Raw genomic sequence first — 24,314 nt, 5'->3', positions numbered from 1 at the left:
CGTTAAATAAATGAAACTTTATTTATAACTGCATTTTTGTGCCACTTAAAGTACTATAATTAATTTAATTCGGGAGGCATTTATATGCTTAAAAAAAGGGCACAAGGATTGAAGAAAATACTTGATTCATTGACAATCCTCTTTTTCTCTATTTTTTTATTCTATTTTGTAAGAATGCTCCATACGAGACCACCTATGCTCTATATACATATACGTACCAAAGCGGTGGCTTTTTTGCTGCTCTTTGCCACGTTGCTGTTTACAAAAGATTACATTATTAACCGATTCTCAAAAAGGCAAATAAGAAAATAAGTATAATTTTAAAACCGACATAAAGGTTAGGTAATAGTTTGAATAAAGATTAATAAAATGAAACGAGCCGAAAGATGCAGACTGGCGGGAGAAGGCGAGTCCATTTAGGATCCTGCGTGTATTGCGTATTCACTGGTGTTTAGATTGGCTTACTCTATCCGTAAAACAAATCGAAAGTTGAATTAAATATTCAACTTGATAAAAGAGGATGAGGTACATGATAAGAGGCCCTTTAGAATTATTCCGTGTTCTTCTGCTCGTTGCTATTTTCGGTTCACTGGTTTCGTCCGGCATCGTCTTGATTTATCATTTGATGCATTTATCGGTTGGCGGTTGGGGCTATCTGCTCGTATTCTTGGCGACATTAATGTTTATCTTTGTCCTGTATCGAAATAGGCTTCAATTCAATGGATTTTTCCTTGGCAGGCAGCGTCGCAGTCTTCCAGAGTGGCAAACACGTACTTTGATTATTATTGCAATTTTTTTGATCGTTATTGCACCGATCGTTTGATAATTTAACAAAATACTTTATTTCTTTGATATTTTTCAGTTAAGAAACAATAACATTTTGTGCTTATGATTAATGAAATAAAGTAAGTCATTGTAATGTGATGTAAGAAGTTTACAGATCGCATGGAAAAATGTAAAATAATGAAATTGTTCTCTTGCTTAGATAAAGTAGATGATACTTGCAGCAAAAAAACAGAAATAAATTTATGTAAACTTAATGCTGATTATCTGCTCAATCGTGCAAGTCGGATGTTCTACATAAAGATTATTTAATGTGAAGCAGAAACATGAGGAGGAACTGTTTTGAATTCATTTACATCCAAATTGCCGGGAATTGCACTCGCGGCAATTCTTGCTCTCCCAGCTTGGCTGGTCGGTCTTTATCTGCCCATTATCGGGAGTCCGGTACTGGGTATTTTGCTCGGAATCATTCTTTCATTTTGGAAAAAACCTGTCTTATTAAATACAGGTGTTGCATTTACGGGCAAGAAAGTTCTACAATATTCGATCATTTTGATGGGCTTTGGTCTGAATCTCTTCAATATTATCAGAGCAGGCGGACAAACGCTGCTCTTAATGATTTTTACTTTAACAGCGGCTTTTTTAACGGCATATATCGCCGGAAAATTGTTGAAAACGGAGAGTAGAACAACAACATTGATCGGCGTCGGAACAGCGATATGTGGCGGTTCCGCGATCGCTGCAACTGCTCCGGTTATTCACGCAAAAGACGAAGAAGTTGCACACTCGATTTCGACGATCTTTTTATTCAATGTAATTGCTGCGTTTCTATTTCCATTTCTGGGTCATTTGTTTGGAATGAGTGATCATCAATTTGGTCTTTGGGCGGGTACGGCCATCAATGATACATCATCTGTCGTTGCCGCCGGATACACATTCAGTCATGAAGCAGGAAATCTCGCGGTCATTGTTAAGTTGACACGCACATTGATGATTATACCTGTAACATTGGCACTTGCTTTTATCTTTGCACGCAATGGAAAGGGGCAATCAGGTACCTATCGATTTTCAAAAATTTTCCCATGGTTTGTTATTTGGTTTGCTGTTGCTTCAGTAATCAGCACGTTTATACCATTTCCGCAGGCATTGTTTCATTTGCTTGTAAACGTGGGTAAATACATGATCGTTATGGCCATGGTATGTATCGGGTTAAATACAAATTTGGTGAAACTGCTTAAAAATGGAATCCGCCCTATTCTACTGGGTCTGATTTGCTGGTTTGTGCTTGCTGTGGTCTCGATTTTTGTCCAATATTGGCTTCTATAAGTAAAAGTCGTCGATAAGTATTTGATCGAAATTTTTTTATTAAGTAGGAATCTGCCCTATGAATGTGTAAGGTATGTATAAGTAGCTTATACTTACAAAGATTCGGAGGGACTTCCCATGCGTGCGGACGAAGACTCAATCGGTTATTTTACAAAGCTAGCCTCTGAGAAATTGGAGATTACGAAGAACAAACTCAGACATTTGACAATGGCTCTGGAGAAATATGGATATTTATTCACGAGAAATAAAAGTAATCAAAGAATCTATTTTCAAGAGGATCTAGGTACGATAAAACAATTGCTGGAACAGGTGAAAAATGGTCTTACGATTGATGATGCAGCTCAAACGATTTGCGGTAAAAAAGATTTGTCCCATCTTCCTGCTAATGTTGCGCATGATCTCGTTTCGGAACATGATGTAGTTACCTTAGCTTCTGACGAGATGCATGCAATGATCGAAGAAGTCGCAGCTTCTGCAGCAAAACAAGCTGCTGATCGAGTTATAGAAAATTTCGGTAGTGAGTTTGAGAGAAGGATAGAACTTCGAGATAAACAACTGATGATGCGATTGAGGGAAGCTACTGAAGCAAAGAGACATAAAAAGGGTTTGGTAGCGAAACTGCTCGGCTATTAATTGAAAAAGGCAGATGTGCAACATGCACATCTGCCTTTTTATACACGTCATTAAATGAGGAATTTCACCTATTTTTGATTTATTAAGGCCTATATTGAATTTTTTGGTACTCTGGATTTCGCTCAAATGAAGCCTTAGCATACGAACAAATTGGCAAAATCAATTTGTGTTCAGAAACTGCCCGATCGACAACGGCTTGGATCAACTGTTTCGCAATGTGTTGTCCTCTGTATTTCGGGTTAACAAACGTATGGTTAATGCTTAGAACGGAAGGATAATCCTCAGTAAAAGTCACTTCACCAATTTCGTCATTGCTGTCAACCATGTAAAAGCGATTTTTTCCCTCTTTTAATTCCATAATCATTCCTCGATTCTATTTCTATTGTGATCACTTCACAAGTCATCCTAACTGCATGTAATCTAAATGATCCTCTTTTTCATTTAAACACAAATGTAAACGGTTTATCAAATGGAACGGATGCAGAATCTAACTCTTTATTTTTGACCATCCATTCATTAGAAAAATGTACACATGAACCGGATACTCTGTCCATGACCATAAGAGCTCTATTTCATACGCTATTCATGTAAGCTCAATAAACAATCAAGGAGGAGTTATTGATGGGTTGGAACAATTTTGTTTATGGTCAGCAATCCAGTTGCGGTTGTAGTAATGGAAGCAACAACTCTGGCAATCAGTATGACAGAGGGTGCAATGGTCAAGATTTGCTGGAAGGTGTCTCTAAAAATGACTTTATCAAGGTGTTTTTGAAGAGCTCTCGTCCAGTAGAAGGTTTCTTTGCAGGTGTTTCAAAAAATGTTCTGACGCTATTTGATTGTGGGAAACATAAGATTTCCACAATAGATATTTGTCTGGACGACGTTGTCGCAGTTAAATCATTTGGTCCACGTTTTGATTTTGATGACAACGATGATGACAATGACAGCTGCGGATGTGGAAATCGCCCAGTTTGATCAGAGTAATGTTTATAATGTTTCATGGCGAGCTTAAGATTTTCTTAAGTTCGTTTTTTTTTGTTTGAAAAACAATTGACGCTATTACATGATTACTATGTTAAAAACGCGTTATTAGATGAACCATTAAGCTATTTGCATGTTTCTTTTCTAAACGGTAAGATTAGATTAAATTTGTCGCCACAATTTGCATCATTGCAACGAATTTGATCAATGGAGTGAATCTAATGTCTAAAAAAAAGAAATTTGCATTTGCCGCCGCACTGACAGGAGCTGCCGCCGCTGCAGTTACTGCAGGTATGTACTTGCGGCAGGAAGCAGCGAAGCGTAAGCCATTTGAAATTGAAGAAATGACTTTAACAGGAATGCAAAAAGCGTTGAAACTGGGACAAGTTACTTCTAAGGATCTTGTCCAAATGTATCTTGACCGCATTGATCTGTTTGATAAGAAAGGGCCGATGCTTAATTCAGTATTAGAATTGAATTCGGACGCCTTGCACGAAGCTGAGGCATGCGATGTCAAAAGAACGGTAACTCCTGACGTCGGACCATTATTTGGAATCCCGGTCATCGTTAAGGACAATGTGAGTACTTCAGGGAAAATGCACACAACGGCAGGTTCTGTTGCGCTTAAAACAAATCATGCTTCAGAGGATGCCTTTGTTATTAAACAGTTGAAAAAAGCTGGTGCCATTATTCTCGGAAAGGCAAATTTGACTGAGTTTGCTAACTTCATTACTGAAGGCATGCCTAACGGCTACAGCTCTTTAGGTGGACAAGTCCGAAATCCTTATGGTGCTGCTTTTGATGTAGGAGGTTCGAGCAGCGGGACAGCCTCGGCAGTTGCCGCAAATTTGGCAGCAGTCGGTATAGGTACAGAGACATCAGGTTCAATTATTTGTCCTGCCGCCTATAATTCGGTGGTCGGAATTAAACCAACGATTGGTCTTGTCAGTCGCAGCGGAATTGTGCCGATCTCTCACAGTCAGGATACGGCCGGTCCCATAGCAAGGACCGTTCAAGATGCTGTACTTCTCCTAAATGTCATTACAGGCATCGATGAAGAAGATGAGGAAACAATCTGGAGTCAAGGTGATGTTGCGAAGGATTATTCGGTATTCTTGAAACGAGGCGAATTGAAGAATGCTCGATTAGGGATTGATCGACGTTATTTGGATTCGGTTAGCGACGAAAAGGCAGAAATTATAAATAATGCCCTTGACTTAATGCGTGAAAAAGGAGCAGTAATTGTTGATCCGGCGATTATTCCAGCAACAGACACACTAGAAGAACGCAAATCTTCAGTCATGATTCGAGAATTCGCCTATGACATGAATCAATATCTTGAGAAGCTTTCCGATGACGTACCCGTTCATAGCATCTCTGAACTCATTGCATATAATAATGAACATTCAGATGAGGCATTGAAGTATGGGCAAACAATACTTGAAAGAGCAGACGAACTCAGCGGTGATTTAGGAGAACGTCAGTATCTGTCTGATCGTGCGGAGGATTTGCGCCTTTCACGCAAGGAAGGCATTGATGCAGTGGTTAAAACACGGAAATTGGACGCACTGATTTTTGCTGATTATCAAGGATCGGATATTGCAGCAAAAGCCGGTTACCCATCCATCACGGTCCCAGCGGGCTATACAGCAAAAGGCGAACCGATAGGTATTACCTTTGTCGGTATGGCGTATAGTGAACCGAGATTAATTGAACTCGCTTTTTCATTTGAACAGGCAACGCAACATCGCGTGAAACCAACGTTATAATTGGCAGGCAAAACCTTTGAAATTTATGTCCGCACAGGTGCTCGATTTTTATTGGGCACCTTTTTTTTATTCGCGAATATACATAAGTGGGCTGGATGAGGAGGTTATGTTATGTCAAAGGGAGAAGGCATGCAAACGATGAATCAGGTGCGTTCAGCAGTTCAACGCGCTCATTTTATGGGTTCTTGCATTAAAGTGCTTTTGGACGAGGCGAAAACAAAACGAGAGCGCCAGGAACTGCTCACGCTTCAAAATGATGAAGTGAGAATCGAAGAAGGATTTTGTACAATCTATGAATTATTGAGCGGTGAAAAGCCGCAGATTGAATGGGGTACCGGAGATCGGCAGCCAACTACTTATCTTGAAGGATTGCGTCATTGTATTGAACAAGAATTGAATAATGCTGAATTCTATAGAAAAGCAGGCGATACAATCTCAGATGCAGATCTGCGCACACGTTTTTACAGTGCTGCACTTGATGAACAACGACATGCAGCCTGGCTTCAATATTTTTACCTTCTCTATAAGTAGTCGCGGATCCAAAGAAAATAAATTAGTAGGTGAAAAAAATATCGCCATGAGATTGAGCGGCGATGTTTTTTGATTCTCCGAATTTATCTTTTTGCTGAAGATGTTTGCAGAAGTACAGGTGATCTCCGAGCATGGAGTGTTGCTGATACTGTAAAAACAAGTAATCCGAGCCAAATGAATGAAAACGATAGAAACTGAATAAAATGAAATGACTCTTTATACACTACGACACCAATAATTAATTGCATCGTTGGTGTAATGTATTGAAAGAATCCTACCATGGTTAATGATATTCGCTGAGCGCCTTCTGCAAAGAAAAGAAGCGGTACGGCTGTTACAATACCGGTTCCAATTAGAAGAGCAGTCGTCAGCCATGTTCCAGTGCCAAAGGCAGCCGATCCGGATTGTTGAAGATAAACAAGATAGATGAGTGCTGCCGGAACGATGAACAGGGTTTCGAACGTCAATTCCAATGATGGTGCAATATGAATCATTTTTTTTGCGAGTCCATAAAAACCGAATGATAAAGCCAGTGTTAAGGCAATCCAAGGAACTTGGCCAAAATTTGCTGTCTGAATCACCACACCTGCAGCAGCGAGTAAAAAAGCGACTAATTGCCATATAGTCAGTCTTTCTTTAAGGAAAATAATACCGAGAAGGATGCTGATCAATGGATTAATGTAATACCCCATGCTGGATTCAATGACATGACCATTATTTACAGCCCATATATAGACAAGCCAATTAATCGTAATCAACACAGAAGCGACAAAAACAAAGAGCAATAGTTTAGGATTTACGGATAGCTTCCTAAGTTGTATCTTAAAACGTCCAAATGAATGTGTAACAGCGAGCAATAAGAGCATGAAGATCAAAGACCAGAAAATGCGGTGTGCTAAAATTTCTAAAGCAGGTATTTGGTGGATGGGTATCCAATACAAAGGAAACAGCCCCCACATGAAATATGCCGATAACGTGTAAATGGCGCCTATCTTAGTTTCTCGATTATTCATAAAATTGTTGAGCAGAAAGCCGAAGCTATTGCTGAACCCTCACTTCCCTTCTAAAATAATTCAGATCATCATGCACACCTAACAAAGCATCTTTATATTTTATCGACTTTTTTCGTTGTTGACTAGAGGTCTGCTCAAATGAGAAATAGATAACCCTAACCTAATTACTTATGGATTGTCTATCTTATCTTTTATCGGCAGTTTCTCTGTGAATTTTGCCGGTCCAACATCATTTTGCGCGAATCCTTCGCCAAACACTTCATGGACATCGTTAACTGTAACAAATGCATCCGGGTCGAACTCATGTATCAAGCTCTTAAGGCGGAAGACCTCATTCCGACTGACAACGCAGTAGAGCACGTTCATTTTTCTTCCGGTATAGCCGCCTTTTCCATCCATAAGGGTTACACTTCGGTCAAGCAATTTGATAATTTGGCTGGCCAGAAGATCGCTCTTCTTAGAAAAAATCATGATTGCTTTCGCTGAATAAGCCCCCTTTTGAATCATATCAATCATTTTTGCTCCAACGAAAACGCCGACTAAGGTGTACATCATTTGCCTGTAATCTAAATAGCAAAGTGAAAGTACGATTACTGCTGCATCGATGACGAGCATTGTCTTACTCATTGCCCATCCAAATTTTTTATGCGTAATACGTGCAACAATATCGGAACCTCCGGTTGTTCCTCCATACCTAAAAATAATACCGAGTCCTCCGCCGATAAAAGCACCAGCAAAGAGTGCGGCAAGAAATAAATCGTGACGCAACGAGAAGTCAAACGTTATCCAATGCTGAAATACCAAAAGAAAGAATGAGAGCGAGAATGTACCTATCAGCGTATAGATGAATTCGTTACGCCTGAAGAATCGCCAACCCGCGAAGAACAACGGAATATTTAATACAATATTGCTAATTGCCGGATCGATGGACATCAAATTATATAATATAAGGGTCAGACCAGTAACGCCGCCTTCAGCCAGCATATTTTTCATATTAAAGTTGACAAGCCCAAAAGCATAGATGGCTGCGCCAAGTAAAATAAATAATATATTCTTTGTTTTAAGATTCAGTTTCATCATGCACACAACCTTTCCGTATTACATCGCAATCTATATCATACGGTTTACTTGGTGATACTTCAATATGTCTCCGTGTACAAAACAGTGAACATCATATGCTCCCCATTTTCTCAACAGGAAAACAATGGTATAATCCAACTGAAATTCGTTTTAGATTTTGGCTTCTTGCCGAAATTCCGTTAAAATAGGAAAAGAGAAGCAGGGGTGAATACATTTGAGCGAACAAAAGACTTTGGAACACTTACAAAAAGAAGTTGATGCGTATATTGGGCAATTCAAAGAAGGCTATTTTTCTCCGCTTGCATTAACTGCACGTCTCACTGAGGAATTGGGTGAGCTGGCAAGAGAAGTCAATCATTATTATGGTGAGAAAAAGAAAAAACCGACCGAAGCAGAAAAGACGGTGGAAGAGGAACTTGGTGATCTTCTGTTTGTTGTGATCTGCATGGCGAACAGCTTACATATTGATTTAGGACAGGCTTTAACAACTGTACTGGATAAATTTCAAACCAGGGATAAAGACCGGTGGACGAGAAAAACGGACGAAGGGATGAATGAACAGTGACAGAAAATAAAGAAATTCGAGTGGCTGTTGCCGGACCGAGAGGCCGCATGGGTTCGGAAACGATTCGTATGATTGCTCAGGCTTCAGAACTTAAATTGGTGGCTGCTGTTGACCACGGCCATGATGGAGAGCAAGTTGCAGATGTAACAGGAATTGTCGGATTGGAGGGCCGTGTGTACACGGATATTGATGCATGTTTCTCTAATGAGAATATTGATGTACTGATCGACTTTACGAATCCGGAATCGGGCAAACATAATTTGCAAAAAGCAATCGACTATGGCGTTCGTCCGGTGATCGGCACTTCTGGATTTACAAATGATGAGGTAGAAAGCTATCGAAGACAGATGGATGAGAAAAAACTTGGCGGCATCATAGCACCTAATTTTGCCATTGGTGCTGTTCTGGTCATGAAATTTAGCCAAATGGCGGCAAAATATTTTCCAGATGCAGAGATTATTGAACTGCATCACGACAAGAAAAAAGACGCGCCTTCAGGTACCGCAATTAAAACAGCCGAATTAATGACAAAGACGCGTACGGCTAAGAAACAGGGTGCACCAGATGAGAAAGAAACACTTCCCGGCGCACGCGGTGCGGACTATGAAGGCATGCGCATCCACAGTGTACGACTGCCCGGATTAATTGCACATCAAGAAGTACTTTTCGGAGGAAAGGGAGAATTATTGACATTACGCCATGATTCTATGGATCGAGCATCGTTTATGACTGGTGTGCATTACGCCGCAACAACGGTCATGGATCTCGAAACGCTTGTCTATGGACTCGAAAATATTCTCGACTAAACCAACCATGAAACGGTTAAGGAGTGAGCAGAATCATGAACATTGCATTAATTGCACATGACAAAAAGAAGCCCGAAATGGTGGAATTTACAACTGCTTATTCGTTTTTGCTTGGACAGCATCAATTGTATGCTACGGGAACAACCGGATTAAAGATTATGGAAGCCACTGGATTAAAGGTACATCGCTTCCAGTCTGGCCCGCTAGGCGGAGACCAACAGATCGGTGCAATGATTGCCGCCAATAATATGGACATGGTCATTTTTCTACGTGATCCCCTGACTGCCCAGCCACATGAACCTGATGTGAACGCACTCTTGAGGCTGAGTGATGTTTATCGAATTCCTTTAGCAACTAATCTTGCTTCAGCTGAACTGCTTATGCATGCGCTTAAGCGCGGAGAAATGCATTGGCGTGAATTAATCCATCAGCAACAGGATGACAAATAATTCTCGTTTGCTGATTCTACTAATTAAATGGGGTGTCCCCTTTGACTTTTCCTTTTAATGATGCAGCTTTTATTCTTGATCGCTTACAAGATCATGGATTTGAAGCTTATGTTGTCGGCGGCGCAGTGCGTGATTACCTGCTCAACCGTCCTATTCATGATGTTGATGTAGCAACGTCGGCGCATCCCGCTGACGTTGTCTCTTTATTTAAACGAACGGTTCCAATTGGTATCGACCACGGGACGGTCGCAGTTTTGCACAATGGTCGCAGTTACGAGGTGACAACTTTTCGCTCGGAGTCCGATTATGATGATTATCGTCACCCGAATCAAGTTGATTTTGTTCTTTCTCTTGAAAAAGATCTTATGCGGCGTGATTTTACGATTAATGCTTTGGCAATGGATCAAAATGGTGAAATCATTGATCTTTTCGAAGGAAAGAAAGATATCGAATTGAAACGGATTCGAACTGTTGGACGTGCGGAGGAACGGATTACTGAGGATCCGCTCCGTATGATGCGCGGCATACGATTTGCTTCTGAACTCAGTTTTACGCTTGGCCAAACAGAACGTCAAGCTTTTCGTGAAAAAGCAGATCTCTTGAAGAAAATCTCAATTGAACGGATCAATCAAGAAATGGCGCGATTGCTTGCGGGCAAAGGCGTCATACAGGCACTTGGGCTCCTTTTCGAAACAGATTGTATTTACGTGCTGCCCATGCTTCATCATGCTGACGAAGAAAAAGCTACACGTGTCCATTATTTGGCGCTTCAAACAAATGAGGAGCGTTGGGCAGCATTTTTGATCAACCAAGGTATTGAGGATGTTCCGGCATTTTCTAAATATTGGAAGTGGTCAAATGATGAAAGACGTCATGTTTTTCAATTGATCAAATGGACAAAACATCGGATGCATAAGGAATGGAATGAAGAATCCATTTATTTTGCAGGTATCCGTGATGCAAGGGCAGTCAATCGTATAATGGTCGCATTGGGTGAGGTTGATGAGCAAGAACTCGACAATCAACAGTGTAAGGCAGAAACACTGTGGCAGAATTGTCCCATTCATTCACGTGCAGGCCTTGCAGCAACGGGCAATCATTTCATAGACTGGTCAGGAGCGAAACCAGGACCATGGCTTGCCAAAACAATCCAAGATCTGGAGCGAGATGTCGTAAACGGCCGCATTAATAACGAGTTGGAGGCGATTCGATCTTGGTTCGACAACCGACAAATCACTCAAAAAAAGCAATCTTGACTCTATTATATGAACACCAGGAGGAGTTTTTATCCGGTCAAAAGATATCAGAATTGATCGGTTGTTCCCGAACTGCGGTATGGAAGCATATTCAATCACTTCTCGAAGAGGGCTTTCTCATTGAATCCGTACAAAAAAAGGGATACAAGCTCATGCAATCTCCGGATGGACTGAATGAGGCTGAGGTCGCCGCGGGTCTTAAAACGAATCGGCTCGGCCGAACGATCTGTTTTTATGAATCCATAGGATCGACACAGAAGGAAGCACTGCGGCTTGCCGACGAAGGCGCTGAAGATGGAACGGTCGTTTTGACTAATGAACAAACGAACGGGCGCGGACGACTTGGCCATACTTGGCAATCTCAGCGTAATACAAACATTGCAATGAGCATGATTCTGAGACCTGGGCTTCCCATTGAAGAAACACCTCAGTTAACATTGCTCACCGCTGTTGCTGCAGCCGATGTGATTGAAAAGGTGACTGGGCTCGCTTGCGGTATTAAATGGCCGAACGATATTCTTTATGATGGAAAAAAGCTTGTGGGCATTTTAACGGAGCTGCAGGCAGAAGCAACCTATGTAAAAGCGGTCGTCATTGGGATTGGCATCAATGTAAACGGCGATCCGTCAAGCCTTCCGGAACCATTGCAGCATGTTGCCGGATCACTCCAATCAATTACGGGAAAAAGGTATGAACTTGCTCCACTCATTCAAAATTTTTTTGAGTTCTTTGAAACGCTGTATACTACTTACCTTCAGAATGGGTTTCAAAGTATTCGCCCGCTCTGGGAGCAGCGTGCTTTGAATTTGGGAAAATTAATTAAAGTGCGTCAACCTGGAGGACGCATATTAGAGGGAATAGCGAGCGGAATAAATAATGAGGGTGTACTACTTCTGCGGAAAAAGGATGGAACCTTAGCAAAAGTATACTCTGCGGACATTGAATGGGAATGAGTAAAACAGAACCGATCGGCGAAAGTCGATCAGTTTTTTGCTATAATGATAGAGCCGGACGGTTGGATCTTATTCTGGCTGCATTTCTTAGAAAGCAGCACGTAGATCATGGCTGTTCGAGTATCGATTAATTACGTCTGCCATGATCCAATTAAGGACATGGACGGAGGTGCGGGTTTACCTTTTTCAATTCCGTACCCAAGCCTCCTCAAGGACAAGAGGAGGAAACGAAAATGAATGTAGCACATTCAATGCTGCAGCTCGCCGATTCTGCGGCATTAAGAGAATTTGTGAGGAATCAGAAGAAGCTGGGAAAAACGATCGGATTTGTCCCGACGATGGGATATCTGCATGAAGGACATGCTTCACTTTTTAAAAAAGCGGCAGAGACATCGGATGTTGTGATTGCAAGCTCGTTTGTCAACCCCACACAATTCGTCGAGAACGATGACTACGATAACTATCCAAAGGACAATAAAAGAGACGTGCGGCTTGCTGAATCCTGCGGGGTGAATGTGCTTTTTCTCCCAGAAGTGGAGACCATTTATCCCAATGAACAGCAAGTTACGGTTAAAGTCAATGACAAAACGGATGTTCTATGCGGCAAAAGCAGACCCGGTCATTTTGATGGAGTTGCCACCGTGCTTACGAAGCTATTTACAATCGTTGAGCCGAATTATGTTTATTTCGGCATGAAGGATGCACAACAAGTAGCCATTGTCCACAGTCTCATCAAATCCTTTCATTTTCCAATAACATTAATAGCCTGCCCGATCATTCGCGAAACGGATGGACTCGCAAAAAGTTCGCGTAATGTGCGGCTGCTCCCTAATGAGCGCAGAGAAGCACCTGAATTATATAAGGGACTTCAGGTTGGGTCTGAAAAAATTCGTAACGGCGAAAGAAATTTCGACCAAATCATTGCTTCTGTCCGCAGATACTATGAATTACATGTGCAATTAGGAGTAATCGATTATATTGAGGTTCTGAATTATCCTGAGTTGACACGTGTTAAGGATAAAATGTATGGCAGAATCATTATTGCTATCGCTGTGCGCTACTCGAATGCTCGATTAATTGATAACGTAACCATCGACTGCGGTCATGATGAAAGCGAGGCGTAAAGTGATGATGCGTCCCTTTTTACGCTGCAAATTACATCGTGCCACAGTCACAGATGCAAATCTAAATTATGTAGGCAGCATTACCATTGATGAGACACTTCTTCAGGCAGTTGACTTGCTTCCTTATGAAAAAGTTCAGGTTGTGAATAATAATAACGGTGCCCGTCTTGAAACCTACGTCATTCCCGGTCCGAGAAATTCAGGCATCATTTGCTTGAACGGAGCAGCGGCGCGGCATGCACAAAAAGGCGATGTTTTGATTATTATGGCTTATGCATTTATGAGTGACGCTGAAATGAAAAGGCTCAAGCCGATCGTTGCTGTGCTTGATAAAAAAAATCGAATTGAAAGAATATTAAATGAAGAAAAATCGATGGAAGTTTTATAAAATAAAGCATTAAGCAAGATAAATTTGCTTGCATTTCATTGGAAGAATAGATACGATTAATTTGCTGTGAAAACAGTTGAAAAGTCCTTTAAAACTGTTTTTTCAAAAAGATATGCATGTAGCTATATGAGGAGTATATTTCTCCCTTTAATTTGATAAGAGAGAACAGTATATTCCTGGCGTTATACTAAAGCGGAGACTACACATATGCAGGCTCCGCCTGATACATAAACTGATTCAGGTGATGTTTTGAGAACGGTAAAAACTGTATTGATAACTGTATTAATTGCGATTCTGATCATCGTCGGCATTGGTGCCTGGAAACTTTATTCAAGCAATACCGTCTATCAAAATCAAGCGGCTGCAACCGCATTAAAAAAGGCAAAGCAGTCGTACATTTTTGACCATGTTAAATCGGTAACGTCATTTAACGGTACCGATGCCTATCAAGTCATTCAGGCAAAAAGGAATGGAAATAAGATGTATATTTGGGTACCCGATCATCCGAAAAAAGCTCCGTTCATCGAGCGAGCGGCCAGCTCGGGGATAACTGAAAAACAAGCGATGCAGAAATTAGCCGATCAGCGACTCGATGTAAAGAAAATCATTTCAGTACGTCTCGGTGCGATTAAAGGCAATCCTGTTTGGGAAATTACCTTCCTAAATTCAAAGAATAGCTATAATTATGTATCTTTTTATTTTGATAACGGCAAAGAAGCGCAACGAATTTTGAGTCTCTAAAAGGGCATTCATAAATTTGTGAGCAGTCAAGGGAGGAACAACGAAGATGCAGCTTGCAAAGCGAGTAGAAACGATTACCCCATCAAGCACCTTAGCCATCACAGCAAAGGCAGGGGAACTTAAGGCTCAAGGGTATGATGTGATTGGCTTGGGGGCAGGACAACCTGATTTTAATACTCCGGAATTTATTATTGATGCGGCAATGGAGGCAGCAAAGGCTGGACATACTAAATATACGCCGACCGGCGGCCTACCTGCGCTAAAAGAAGCAATTATCGGCAAGTTAAAACGTGATCAAGACTTTGATTACAACCCATCACAAATTATCGTCGGAAATGGTGCGAAGCATGTCCTTTACTTGCTATTCCAAGCATTGCTCAATCCAGGAGATGAAGTGATTATTCCTGCTCCTTATTGGGTAAGTTATCCGGAACAAGTAAAACTTGCCGGAGGGGTTCCGGTAGCCATTGCGACTACAGAAGAAAAACATTTTAAAATTACAGCGGAAGATTTGGATAAAGCAGCAACAGCAAAAACCAAAGCTTTGATTTTAAATACGCCTAGTAATCCAACAGGTATGATCTACTCGAAAGAAGAACTAAAACCAATTGCAGACTATTGTCTGGAGCATGACATTTTAATTGTTTCGGATGAAATCTATGAAAAGCTTGTTTATAACGGCAATACATTTTATTCAATCGCGCAGTTGTCTGACGCGGTAAAAAGTAACACTGTTATCATCAATGGTGTTTCTAAATCTCATTCCATGACCGGTTGGCGAATCGGCTATGCTGCAGCAGATGCAAAATTAATTAAAGCCATGACAAATGTTGCTAGCCACAGTACGTCTAATCCGACTTCAATATCACAATATGCTGCGATCGCTGCGTATAATGGACCGCAGGAAAGCATTGAGACCATGCGCCAAGCATTTGAAAAACGCTTGAACATTGTGTATCCGCGGCTTGCGGCACTTCCCGGGGTATCCTGCGTCAAGCCTCAAGGGGCATTCTACTTGTTTGCAAATATTCGTAAAACAAGTGATGCGTGCGGATTCGCAAGTGTTAGTGATTGGTCTGCGGCGCTTTTGGATGAACAAAAGGTGGCCGTTGTACCCGGTGCGGGTTTCGGAATGCCGGACTACATCCGCCTTTCCTACGCGACTTCATTAGAGAATCTTGAAAATGCGCTTAAACGCATTGAACTATTTATAAAAAAACATACAAAGTAATCGTGCAGAGTTGAACGGGGGTCACGAGAGAAAATGAAAGCAACAATTTCTGAAGTGAAAAATTATATTGGTAAAGAAGTGACGATTGGATCCTGGCTTGCTAATAAGCGTTCCAGTGGCAAAATCCAATTTCTGGAACTTCGTGACGGAACTGGATTTATTCAAGGCGTTGTCTTAAAGAATGAGGTTAGTGACGAAGACTGGGAACAAGCAAAAGAACTGACTCAAGAAAGTTCCCTTTATGTCACTGGTACAGTACGTGAAGACAAACGTGCACCAAGCGGTTTTGAGCTCACAGTCACTTCCCTAGAGACCATCCAAATTGCTCAAGAGTATCCAATCACGCCAAAGGAACATGGCGTAGAGTTTTTAATGGACCATCGTCATCTATGGCTGCGTTCAAGTCGGCAGCATGCAATTTTACGCATTCGCGATGAAGTTATTAAAGCGACATATGATTTTTTCCATGATCATGGGTTTATTAAAGTGGATCCGCCGATTTTAACGGGTAGCTCTGCTGAAGGAACTACGGATTTATTCCATACTAAATACTTTGATCGTGATGCTTATCTCTCACAAAGCGGTCAGTTATATATGGAAGCAGCTGCAATGGCTTTCGGTAAAGTATTTTCATTCGGTCCTGCATTTCGAGCAGAGAAATCGAAGACAAGACGGCATCTCATTGAATTTTGGATGATTGAACCGGAAATGGCGTTCTGTGACCACGAAGAAAACTTGAAAGTTCAAGAAAACTATGTCGCTTATCTTGTTCAAGAAGTATTAAAAAATTGCCAGTCGGAATTAAAGGCTATTGGCCGTGACACGACCAAGCTTGAAAAAATTAAGGCTCCGTTTCCACGCATCTCCTATGACGAAGCTATTGATTTTCTGAAAAAAGAGGGATTCGAAGATATTGAATGGGGCGATGATTTCGGATCGCCTCATGAAACAGCCATTGCCGAACACTTTGATGTGCCCGTATTCGTTACTGAATATCCAACCAAAGTTAAAGCCTTTTATATGAAGCCAGATCCGAACCGCGATGACGTGGTTCTCTGTGCGGATCTGCTTGCACCGGAAGGATATGGAGAGATTATCGGGGGAAGCCAGCGTATCGATGATCTGGAGTTAATGAAAAAGCGCTATGAAGATTTCCATCTGACAGATCCATCATACAAATGGTATCTGGAACTGCGTCAATATGGTTCTGTGCCGCATTCTGGCTTTGGTTTAGGTCTTGAACGAGCAATCGCATGGATTTGCGGACTGGATCATATTCGTGAAACGATTCCGTTCCCAAGGTTACTAAACCGGATTTATCCTTGATTCAATGGTGAATAAATTATTTATTTGTTAAGAGGCTTGGAGATCCACTTCCTGGCCTTTTTTACTGTCTTTGGCATTGAATGCAAACATTTCATTGATCAATGACGTGATTCATCAATCAATACTGATCCATGCTATAATGAACCATGAGGTGTCGCTAATGGATATGGAATTCATGCTGAAACTAGTCGAAACCGGGAGTGTTAATGTACCATCCTTGCTGATTGAACATTATCATGACATAGGTTTAAACGAACAAGAATGTATGATGCTGATTCAAGTGCATTCTTTTATTTCTAAAGGTGATGATTTCCCTACCTTTGATGATTTGTCGAGGCGTATGACGTTAAATGAAACAGCCTGTGCTGATTTGCTCAGAAGTCTCATCCAAGGGGGCTTCTTATCTATTGTACAAAAAAATGATCAGCAGCTGTATGCAGAGGCCTATTCGCTTCACCCACTATGGGAGAAGCTGCTGCGGTCTGCCTATGGAAAGACAATTGATTCTCCGACAAAGAACAGCGAAGATACATTGTATACTTTGTTTGAATCAGAATTCGGACGACCATTGTCGCCGATCGAGTGTGAGACACTTGCAATGTGGATGGATCAAGATCGCCATTCGCCTGCGCTGATTAAAGGAGCGCTGCGGGAAGCCGTTGTGTCGGGAAAACTGAATTTCCGATATATTGATCGAATTTTATTTGATTGGAAAAAGAACGGAATCAAAACACTTGATCAAGCAAAGGCACACGGCGATAAAATACGAAGTCATCAGCAGCATTCAACGAATACTGCACGCAATATTAATGATGTGCCAAAAATGCCAACCTATAATTGGCTGGAAAAACGTGAGTAAGGAGGAACCCGCACTGAATCAGGCTCAGTTTGACTTCATCATGAAGACGATTGCGGACATGTTCCCCAATGCGCATTGTGAATTGAATCACAGCAATCCTTTTGAACTTGCCATTGCGGTCATGCTGTCCGCACAGTGTACGGATGCACTGGTCAATCGTGTAACCCCGTCACTGTTTCAAAAATACCATGAACCTGAAGATTATCTCGCTGTTTCAGTTGAAGAACTTCAACACGATATTCGTTCAATCGGACTCTACCGAAATAAAGCAAAGCATCTCCGACAAATGTGCCAAATGCTCATTGAAGATTATGGCGGTGTTCTGCCGAGGACTCGTGATGAACTCATAAAACTACCCGGCATTGGGAGAAAGACCGCGAATGTGATTATGTCAGTCGCTTTTGGCAAACCGGCACTCGCTGTTGATACGCATGTTGAGAGAGTGACGAAACGGCTGGGTATTTGTCGCTGGAAAGACAGTGTTCTTGAAGTGGAAAAAACGTTAATGCGTCGCTTGCCTCGAGAAAAATGGTCGGAAACGCATCATCGGCTTATTTTTTTTGGCAGATACCACTGCAAAGCACAGCATCCTAATTGTCCTGAATGTCCATTATTAGATGTATGCCGTGAAGGAAGGAAAAGGATGAAAAGAGGAGAGGGAGACTTTGGAAAAATCACTACAGAAACTTGAAATCCCGGAGTCTTTTCGTGTATCACCTTTTTATAAGAATCAGCAGCTGATTGAGTCCGCTTTTATAGAAGAAGAGGTTACGTTTCAAATACCGTTCCTGTATGATCTTTGTTATTATGCAAATCCGCAAATTCTTCCAGTTTGGCCATGGAATAAAGAAGAAAATTACTTTCATGAGTATTGGATGAAGCAAAGAGAATCTATTCGAGAGCTGTTTCATATTCGAGAGCAGAAAAAGGCAAAAGATCCCATGCTGCTATCTATCTCTGCCTTTATTGACCAATTGTTCTGGTCAATTGGACATTCAGTTAATACATTGAACAGTCAGCAGTTGTTTCTGGGCATTCAGTTGCTGCCTTTCGCGCCATTAAACATTGAGGAGAGACTTAGCTATCTGCTTAGTCAACCGGATCGATATCTTTCGTTTGTCCAACTCGATGAATTGGAACAGGAATTTACAAAGAAGCGGTCTTCTTATTTAAGGCGGCATGAATCAAATCAATCGTGATTAAGATTAAAACTTTGATAAGTCAATTAAAAAAAGTTAAAAAAAGGATCCATCGATTTTTTCGATGGATCCTTTTTTTACGGTGTTGTGCTTGGTGCTGTGCTTACTGCAGAACTTTCCGGAGCTGATGAAGCAGGCTGTTCAGAAGACGATTCCGGTGGTGCTGATGATTCAGGCATCGATGATGAACTGCTTTCACTGCTGCTTTCAGGCGGTACACTTGAACTGCTGCTCTCAGGAAGTACGGATGAACTGCTTTCACTACTGCTTGATGAATCAGGGCTGCTGGCATCTTCTGGTTTACTTTCCGCTTTATTATAGTGATTCGTAATTGTCGAATTCTTAACAGCCAGTTCTCCATTACTAAGATCGGTAACCGAATTCGGTCTAGTGAAGTCCGGAGCACCAACCATGTATTGAGTCATAATCGCCTTAAAGATACTCTTGGCATAGCCCTGTTCATTCGGTCCTAAATATGATCCGTAGTTTTTGTCGCCTATTTTGGTTTTGTCCGCGTTATAACCTGTCCATACGGCCGTAGTCAATCGTGTATTATAGCCGACAAACCAGGAATCCAAAGCACCTCTTGATCGTCCATTACCATTGATTTTAAACTGATCAGCATAGTCGCTCGGAATATTTGTTGTCCCTGTTTTCCCAGCAAGGTTTGCTCCGGGAATATTGGCACTGATACCGGTGCCTTTTGTCATCGTATCTTTGAGCATGTCGGAAATCATATATGCTGTGTAATCATGCATCGCAACATGGCGCTTATGATCAAGTTGAATGACTTCACCGTCAGGTTTGACAATTTTTCGAACCGCATAAGGCTGATTGTAAATACCGTTATTTCCATATGCTGCATAAGCAGCAGACATTTGTAACGGATTAGAAGTGAAAGATCCGCCGCCAATTGAGTAGCTTTCACCCAAATCTTTAAGTACACTATTGGTAAATCCAAGCTTTTCAGCAAATGTACGGATACTTTTTGTACCTCCAAGAGCTTGATCCACTTCCTGAAAGGTTTGCAGAGCCGGAATATTTCGAGACAGATACAGCGCTTTGCGAATGGTCATTTTCCCAAGTGTTTTTCCGTCCCAATCGTTAATTTCCTTGCCCCAACTATATTTAATATCCTTTGAGTCATTGACCTCATAGTCAGTCGGCCACTTTAAATACTCAATAGCAGGGCCGTAATCCATGATCGGTTTCGCTGTTGATCCAATATTTCTTTTTCCTTTATAGGACCAGTTTGTATATAAATATTTATAATTTCTTCCGCCGCCAAGTGCGCGAATTGCGCCGGTTTGCGTATCAATTACTGAAACACTGGCATTGAAATTGTTCTGTACATTTGGATAGTTTTGTTTGTTATTCAGTACATCTTGTGTCTGAGTTTGAATTTCAGGATCCAACGTTGTGTAGATTTTCAGGCCGCCGGAGTTGAATTCTTGCTCAGTGATCACTTTCTTAACATCAACGAGTTCATGACGCACATAATCAAGAAATGCACCGTATTTTCTGTTGCTCACTGGAACAGTGCGGTGGCCTTTGGTCATTTGCTTCATGCTCACAGCCTTAGCTTTCACTGCTTCATCTGCTGTAATTGCTTTATTTTGAACCATCAAATCTAAAACTAAATCGCGTCGTTCTTTAGCTTGTTCCGGATGTTTAATCGGATCGTAATAACCGGGATTTCGGGTCATTGCAGCCAGCATTGCAGCCTGTTCCAGTGTCACATTTTTAATGTTCTTGCCAAAATAGCGTTCGGAGGCTGCGGCAACGCCATAAGTAGGGCCGCTTCCTAAATAAATCTGATTTAAATACATTTCCAGTATTTGTTTTTTTGTATATTTTTTCTCCAGTTGAATGGCAAGATACATTTCCTGAATCTTACGCGTAAAGGTCTTGTTTTGAGTCAGCATCGCATTGCGAACCACCTGCTGTGTGATCGTGCTGGCGCCTTCTGATTTATATCCTTTCGTAAACTGAGCGATGCCGGCACCAAAGATTCGGATCGGATCAATTCCAATATGCTTGTAAAAACGTACGTCTTCTGTAGAAATATAAGCGTCTTGCACCGTCAAAGGAATTGAATCAATACTCGCATATGTTTTATGCTGACCCGAGTCGACAGTAGTCGCCTTTTTCCCATTTTGATCATACATAACAGACGATATTGAATTATGCAGTGCATTTTCATTTAACTTTGGCGCATCTTTAATAACTGCGAGAACAAATATTATTCCAGCAAGAATTAAAAATAAAAATGTGAGAAGAAGGATGATAAAAATCCGTTTTACCCAGTGCTTTTTACCGCCGCTTTTCTTTTTATTCTTCGGAGCTTTGTTATTGCTTTTTTGTTTCTCTTGTTCGGCTGCACGCCGTTTTTCCATTCGTGTATGGTATTCAACCATGATTGATCCTACCTTTCCAAAAAAACCTGTCCCATGGTTTACGTTTCATAGTATTCGATTGTTCCCATAGATTATGACCAGCTCAAAAATATACCTTTTTCACGACCCGAAGGTAATCAATTCGAGGAAGATAGTTTTGGGGAATCAGGTGACCATGATCCTGAAATAACAGTTTTGGAATTGACTTTCTGCCGCCGATTAAGGAGGCATCCCAATAGGCTGCCAGAAAATCGGCATCGAGCAGGAATGTCTCTGAACTCTGCGTAAATTTAACGATAATAAAACCGATTCCTCCATGGCGCTTAATTCGTTTCATATGCTCAACTTGATGGGCATGAAAATTCTTTAAAGGAATGTAGTGGGCGTGTGTGGTTTCCTTAGCTTCAAAATCTATGTATTTTCCTCTATATATACCATTGTAGTCAGTGGTCGATGCTCGGCGAAAATAGGCTTCGGTAATCTTCGCAGCGCTTCGTTTTGGATAGTCCACATGAACAATTTGAATCGGCGTTGGTTTTTTGTAAATCACTGCCTGGTCGGTCTCGATATAATAGCGGTTCGTAACATTCAGATCTTCTTCCAAAGTCATGCCGCGATGTCCATAAGCGACTTCGGAATCCGTCTTTTTATCAAATGATCGTTCTTGGCCTCTATAAGGTTGTCCATTCGGATAAAAGACGGTCATGAGCTGGAAACGCTCCCTTCTGGTATTTTCGTAGATTAGCTGGTTTATGACAGTTAAGTTCTTAGAACAGTATACCAAAGTCCGCATGAAAGAGGTTAGTTTTCTCGTTTTTTACGCGAGTCTGCACAACAAAACGCACTATTTCACTAGTTTTGCAGGATTGGTTCTAGTTTTGTCGATCATGCAGGGAATCTGAATGACACAGGGAAATCCTTCTCATGACACTCATTGAGAGAAGGAATCCTTATGGACGAACAGAAGGGAATTTCAATTAAGAAAATGGACTTTACAGTTGATTATTTAACGATGCAGCTCGATCAGATTGAAAACAAGATCATCCGCAAAAATGAAGCGATCATTGGCGGACATCTCGATTTTTGCAGAGAAAAACTCGCAAAATCTGAGAAGAAAATACGCAAAGTCGATCAATTATTAACTAAGGCTGCCAGAGGCACAGGTATCTATTACTCGCTCCAACTGGAAAATGTTCTATTTGGGACAGCGATGGAGAAGAAGCCGTCAGCTAACGAAAGCAGCAAGCCGTGGCAAGCGCAAACAAAACGATTGCTGGGTTAATACCTTTCTGCCACAACATGCATCATGAGCAGTGGCGAGAGCATCTCCGTTCAATCATGGTACACTAGTGGTAGAAATGAATTAATGGAGTGAGTGAACTTTGCACGAACGAGCAGAAAAAAAATTAATAGATACAACAAGTCAATTACAGGTATTAAATCAAAATGCCTATCGACAATTTTCAGAACGAACACAAACTGAGCGTTATCAGCCGGATTTTTATGGTGAAGTAAAACCATTTGCAGATATAATGCAGCACGTGCTTGATGCTTGGCGGCCGCTAGCCGATACATGGGTGAGAACTGCCAAGCCAAGGTATGTGTTTCCAATCCAGATTAAGGATACCTATGATAATCTCTCTATTATTTGTGTCACTGCTTTTCAAAAGGACACGAGAAGAAGAAGATTTTATGAAACGATTAAATCAATTGACTATGTGCTCACCAATATATTGGATCAGTTGGAACAGGAACGATCGGAGCATTAACTTGCCATCCGAATAAATGAAACAAGAACGTAGAGAAAATAGGGGATGCCTAAAAATAAAATGGCACGGTACATGACCTTTGTAATCCAATCAAGACATTCTTCAGCAGAAAACTGATCGACTTTCTTAGAAAGTTGTTGCATCCGATCTGAGACTTGTGTTTGCTTTTTTAGGAATGATGCTGTGCTTGTTTTTTCCACTGCCGGTTCCCCCTAATCAATTGCTTTTGATAGACTATATGGCTTGTCCGGTCAAATTATTCCTTGAATCGGAGATCGGCAAAAAATAGTTGAATTAATGGGATGAAAGCCATTGCTCTAATTCAGAAACTGTCATTCCGGAGAATTGTTTAAATCCTTCATCCAGTGCGATGATTTTCCCGGAGACAATCGGATAAACAGCACAGAAACCACCGCTCAAAATGAAACGCTGTGAATTGTGAAAACGTTTGAGAAATAAAACGTAATCTCCGTCTGCAAGCGCTCCTGTATATTGCTCATTGATCGGATCGTGCGGGCCAGGCAGGGGATCAATGCCAGTGGTCAGCAGCAAAGCTGGTGAAGGTGCCTGACCTTTTAATACATCATGGATTTGGAGTGTTTGTTCTGCATTGATAAAGCGTGCACCAGAAGACAATCGACGACCGGTGTCCCATTTTCTCACGTTTTGATCCAGATGCGTGAAAATAATCAGATCTGATTCCTGCTTCATTAATGTGCTACTCGTAAAAGGTTCAGCTTTTATAAGCTGGTTGATATTGGCGGCATGGGTTGCCACTGGGTGAAGAAAAAAGAGCAGCAGAACAATAATCAGAGTTGTTAAATGTTGATGTGTCATCCGAAGCATGTGCAGAACTCCAATACTTTTACTTTTTTCTTAGCTTGACAAGGTAAATCGAATTCTATTCATTTCGGGATAATGCTTTTGACTATCCAAATGAAATCAGCAGCCTTATTTCTTGATGAATGCTTAAGGATGTAGTATTGTTAATTTGCAAATTAAATAATTGAATAGTTCGTCCACTAGGGGTGCTTTTGCTGAGAGGGATTCGTCCTGACCCTTGGACCTGATCTGGGTAATACCAGCGTAGGAAAGTGGTTCATGATGAATTTAGATCCGCTTTCACTATCAATGAA

General features: G+C 41.3%; 28 protein-coding genes and 1 riboswitch. Of the genes, 21 read left to right on the top strand and 7 right to left on the bottom strand.

The annotated features are described in order from the left end of the window. The first annotated feature begins 529 nt into the window (after nucleotides 1-529). The 3 genes from NOM01_RS04125 to NOM01_RS04115 all read left to right on the top strand — a co-directional run bounded on the left by NOM01_RS04125 (nucleotide 530) and on the right by NOM01_RS04115 (nucleotide 2,742). Nucleotides 530-823: a hypothetical protein gene (locus tag NOM01_RS04125; RefSeq protein ID WP_255746617.1), complete on the top strand. Its 294-nt coding sequence runs from the start codon at nucleotides 530-532 to the stop codon at nucleotides 821-823. A gap of 302 nt (nucleotides 824-1,125) precedes the next feature. Next, the gene (locus NOM01_RS04120) at nucleotides 1,126-2,109 is read left to right on the top strand and encodes a YeiH family protein (protein ID WP_255746615.1); all 984 of its coding nucleotides are present in this window, start codon (nucleotides 1,126-1,128) and stop codon (nucleotides 2,107-2,109) included. A gap of 117 nt (nucleotides 2,110-2,226) precedes the next feature. Then, nucleotides 2,227-2,742, top strand: a complete 516-nt coding sequence (locus NOM01_RS04115; RefSeq protein ID WP_255746614.1) for a hypothetical protein — start codon at nucleotides 2,227-2,229, stop codon at nucleotides 2,740-2,742. A gap of 82 nt (nucleotides 2,743-2,824) precedes the next feature. Here the strand turns inward: NOM01_RS04115 and NOM01_RS04110 are convergent, their stop codons facing one another. After that, entirely contained in the window at nucleotides 2,825-3,100 is a 276-nt protein-coding gene (locus NOM01_RS04110; protein WP_255746612.1) for a GNAT family N-acetyltransferase, read from the bottom strand. A gap of 263 nt (nucleotides 3,101-3,363) precedes the next feature. Between NOM01_RS04110 and NOM01_RS04105 the strand changes: the two genes are divergently transcribed. The 3 genes from NOM01_RS04105 (at nucleotide 3,364) to NOM01_RS04095 (ending at nucleotide 6,023) form a co-directional block, all read left to right on the top strand. Next, nucleotides 3,364-3,717 carry a hypothetical protein gene (locus NOM01_RS04105; RefSeq protein WP_255746610.1) on the top strand — a complete coding sequence of 118 codons (354 nt, stop codon included), beginning with the start codon at nucleotides 3,364-3,366 and terminating at the stop codon, nucleotides 3,715-3,717. Nucleotides 3,718-3,944: 227 nt separating this feature from the next. Beyond that, nucleotides 3,945-5,492 (top strand): amidase family protein, encoded by a 1,548-nt coding sequence (locus tag NOM01_RS04100; RefSeq protein WP_255746609.1) that lies wholly within the window; start codon nucleotides 3,945-3,947, stop codon nucleotides 5,490-5,492. A gap of 111 nt (nucleotides 5,493-5,603) precedes the next feature. Beyond that, the gene (locus tag NOM01_RS04095) at nucleotides 5,604-6,023 is read left to right on the top strand and encodes a ferritin-like domain-containing protein (protein WP_255746607.1); all 420 of its coding nucleotides are present in this window, start codon (nucleotides 5,604-5,606) and stop codon (nucleotides 6,021-6,023) included. An 83-nt stretch (nucleotides 6,024-6,106) separates the two neighbouring features. On the opposite strand, the gene rarD is transcribed toward NOM01_RS04095, so the two are convergent. Both rarD and NOM01_RS04085 read right to left on the bottom strand, forming a co-directional pair. Further along, nucleotides 6,107-7,036, bottom strand: a complete 930-nt coding sequence (gene rarD / locus NOM01_RS04090) for an EamA family transporter RarD (protein ID WP_255746605.1) — start codon at nucleotides 7,034-7,036, stop codon at nucleotides 6,107-6,109. A gap of 168 nt (nucleotides 7,037-7,204) precedes the next feature. Continuing rightward, the gene (locus NOM01_RS04085) at nucleotides 7,205-8,113 is read right to left on the bottom strand and encodes a YitT family protein (RefSeq protein ID WP_255746603.1); all 909 of its coding nucleotides are present in this window, start codon (nucleotides 8,111-8,113) and stop codon (nucleotides 7,205-7,207) included. A gap of 217 nt (nucleotides 8,114-8,330) precedes the next feature. Here NOM01_RS04085 and NOM01_RS04080 point away from each other — a divergent pair, with 217 nt between their 5' ends. The 13 genes from NOM01_RS04080 (at nucleotide 8,331) to NOM01_RS04020 (ending at nucleotide 19,013) form a co-directional block, all read left to right on the top strand. Continuing rightward, nucleotides 8,331-8,681, top strand: coding sequence for a nucleotide pyrophosphohydrolase (locus tag NOM01_RS04080; RefSeq protein WP_304654750.1), 351 nt, complete (start codon nucleotides 8,331-8,333; stop codon nucleotides 8,679-8,681). After that, nucleotides 8,678-9,487, top strand: coding sequence for a 4-hydroxy-tetrahydrodipicolinate reductase (gene dapB / locus NOM01_RS04075; RefSeq protein WP_255746601.1), 810 nt, complete (start codon nucleotides 8,678-8,680; stop codon nucleotides 9,485-9,487). Before NOM01_RS04080 ends, dapB begins: the two co-directional genes overlap by 4 nt. A gap of 35 nt (nucleotides 9,488-9,522) precedes the next feature. Then, nucleotides 9,523-9,936 carry a methylglyoxal synthase gene (gene mgsA, locus NOM01_RS04070; RefSeq protein WP_255746599.1) on the top strand — a complete coding sequence of 138 codons (414 nt, stop codon included), beginning with the start codon at nucleotides 9,523-9,525 and terminating at the stop codon, nucleotides 9,934-9,936. A 41-nt stretch (nucleotides 9,937-9,977) separates the two neighbouring features. Next, nucleotides 9,978-11,192, top strand: coding sequence for a CCA tRNA nucleotidyltransferase (locus NOM01_RS04065; RefSeq protein WP_255746597.1), 1,215 nt, complete (start codon nucleotides 9,978-9,980; stop codon nucleotides 11,190-11,192). Continuing rightward, entirely contained in the window at nucleotides 11,150-12,145 is a 996-nt protein-coding gene (locus NOM01_RS04060) for a biotin--[acetyl-CoA-carboxylase] ligase (protein WP_255746596.1), read from the top strand. Before NOM01_RS04065 ends, NOM01_RS04060 begins: the two co-directional genes overlap by 43 nt. Before the next feature lie 251 nt (nucleotides 12,146-12,396). Beyond that, nucleotides 12,397-13,269, top strand: a complete 873-nt coding sequence (panC, locus tag NOM01_RS04055) for a pantoate--beta-alanine ligase (RefSeq protein ID WP_255746638.1) — start codon at nucleotides 12,397-12,399, stop codon at nucleotides 13,267-13,269. A 4-nt stretch (nucleotides 13,270-13,273) separates the two neighbouring features. Beyond that, the gene (panD, locus tag NOM01_RS04050) at nucleotides 13,274-13,657 is read left to right on the top strand and encodes an aspartate 1-decarboxylase (protein ID WP_255746637.1); all 384 of its coding nucleotides are present in this window, start codon (nucleotides 13,274-13,276) and stop codon (nucleotides 13,655-13,657) included. Between the two features lie 249 nt (nucleotides 13,658-13,906). Next, nucleotides 13,907-14,398 (top strand): cell wall elongation regulator TseB-like domain-containing protein, encoded by a 492-nt coding sequence (locus tag NOM01_RS04045; RefSeq protein ID WP_255746595.1) that lies wholly within the window; start codon nucleotides 13,907-13,909, stop codon nucleotides 14,396-14,398. A gap of 46 nt (nucleotides 14,399-14,444) precedes the next feature. Next, nucleotides 14,445-15,629, top strand: a complete 1,185-nt coding sequence (locus NOM01_RS04040; RefSeq protein WP_255746594.1) for a pyridoxal phosphate-dependent aminotransferase — start codon at nucleotides 14,445-14,447, stop codon at nucleotides 15,627-15,629. A gap of 33 nt (nucleotides 15,630-15,662) precedes the next feature. Continuing rightward, on the top strand, nucleotides 15,663-16,955 hold the full coding sequence (gene asnS, locus NOM01_RS04035; protein ID WP_255746593.1) for an asparagine--tRNA ligase: 1,293 nt from the start codon (nucleotides 15,663-15,665) through the stop codon (nucleotides 16,953-16,955). 160 nt (nucleotides 16,956-17,115) lie between these two features. Beyond that, entirely contained in the window at nucleotides 17,116-17,814 is a 699-nt protein-coding gene (locus NOM01_RS04030) for a DnaD domain-containing protein (RefSeq protein ID WP_255746590.1), read from the top strand. A gap of 13 nt (nucleotides 17,815-17,827) precedes the next feature. Next, nucleotides 17,828-18,505, top strand: coding sequence for an endonuclease III (gene nth, locus NOM01_RS04025; protein ID WP_255746636.1), 678 nt, complete (start codon nucleotides 17,828-17,830; stop codon nucleotides 18,503-18,505). Further along, on the top strand, nucleotides 18,480-19,013 hold the full coding sequence (locus NOM01_RS04020) for a YpoC family protein (RefSeq protein WP_255746588.1): 534 nt from the start codon (nucleotides 18,480-18,482) through the stop codon (nucleotides 19,011-19,013). Before nth ends, NOM01_RS04020 begins: the two co-directional genes overlap by 26 nt. 77 nt (nucleotides 19,014-19,090) lie before the next feature. Here NOM01_RS04020 and NOM01_RS04015 read toward each other — a convergent pair whose 3' ends face one another. Both NOM01_RS04015 and recU read right to left on the bottom strand, forming a co-directional pair. Then, nucleotides 19,091-21,430: a transglycosylase domain-containing protein gene (locus tag NOM01_RS04015; RefSeq protein ID WP_255746586.1), complete on the bottom strand. Its 2,340-nt coding sequence runs from the start codon at nucleotides 21,428-21,430 to the stop codon at nucleotides 19,091-19,093. A gap of 82 nt (nucleotides 21,431-21,512) precedes the next feature. Further along, nucleotides 21,513-22,115, bottom strand: a complete 603-nt coding sequence (gene recU / locus NOM01_RS04010) for a Holliday junction resolvase RecU (RefSeq protein WP_255746585.1) — start codon at nucleotides 22,113-22,115, stop codon at nucleotides 21,513-21,515. A gap of 246 nt (nucleotides 22,116-22,361) precedes the next feature. Here recU and NOM01_RS04005 point away from each other — a divergent pair, with 246 nt between their 5' ends. Continuing rightward, nucleotides 22,362-22,691, top strand: a complete 330-nt coding sequence (locus tag NOM01_RS04005; RefSeq protein WP_255746583.1) for a hypothetical protein — start codon at nucleotides 22,362-22,364, stop codon at nucleotides 22,689-22,691. A gap of 100 nt (nucleotides 22,692-22,791) precedes the next feature. After that, complete coding sequence (locus NOM01_RS04000; protein WP_255746581.1) at nucleotides 22,792-23,178, top strand: YppE family protein; 387 nt, start codon at nucleotides 22,792-22,794, stop codon at nucleotides 23,176-23,178. Here NOM01_RS04000 and NOM01_RS03995 read toward each other — a convergent pair. Next, nucleotides 23,175-23,378, bottom strand: coding sequence for a hypothetical protein (locus tag NOM01_RS03995; RefSeq protein WP_255746579.1), 204 nt, complete (start codon nucleotides 23,376-23,378; stop codon nucleotides 23,175-23,177). The two genes, NOM01_RS04000 and NOM01_RS03995, sit on opposite strands and share 4 nt — an antisense overlap. Before the next feature lie 94 nt (nucleotides 23,379-23,472). Then, a complete protein-coding gene (locus NOM01_RS03990; RefSeq protein WP_255746576.1) occupies nucleotides 23,473-24,024 on the bottom strand; it encodes a hypothetical protein in 552 nt (183 codons plus the stop codon). Between the two features lie 168 nt (nucleotides 24,025-24,192). Then, a riboswitch (TPP riboswitch) is annotated at nucleotides 24,193-24,288 on the top strand. Nucleotides 24,289-24,314: the final 26 nt, after the last annotated feature.

Origin of the sequence: Sporolactobacillus sp. STSJ-5 (assembly GCF_024385605.1) — a bacterium.
Classification (GTDB): Bacteria; Bacillota; Bacilli; order Bacillales; family Sporolactobacillaceae; genus Sporolactobacillus.
The sequence above is the reverse complement of the archived record's forward strand: the minus strand, read 5'-3'. Positions and strand labels throughout refer to the sequence as shown.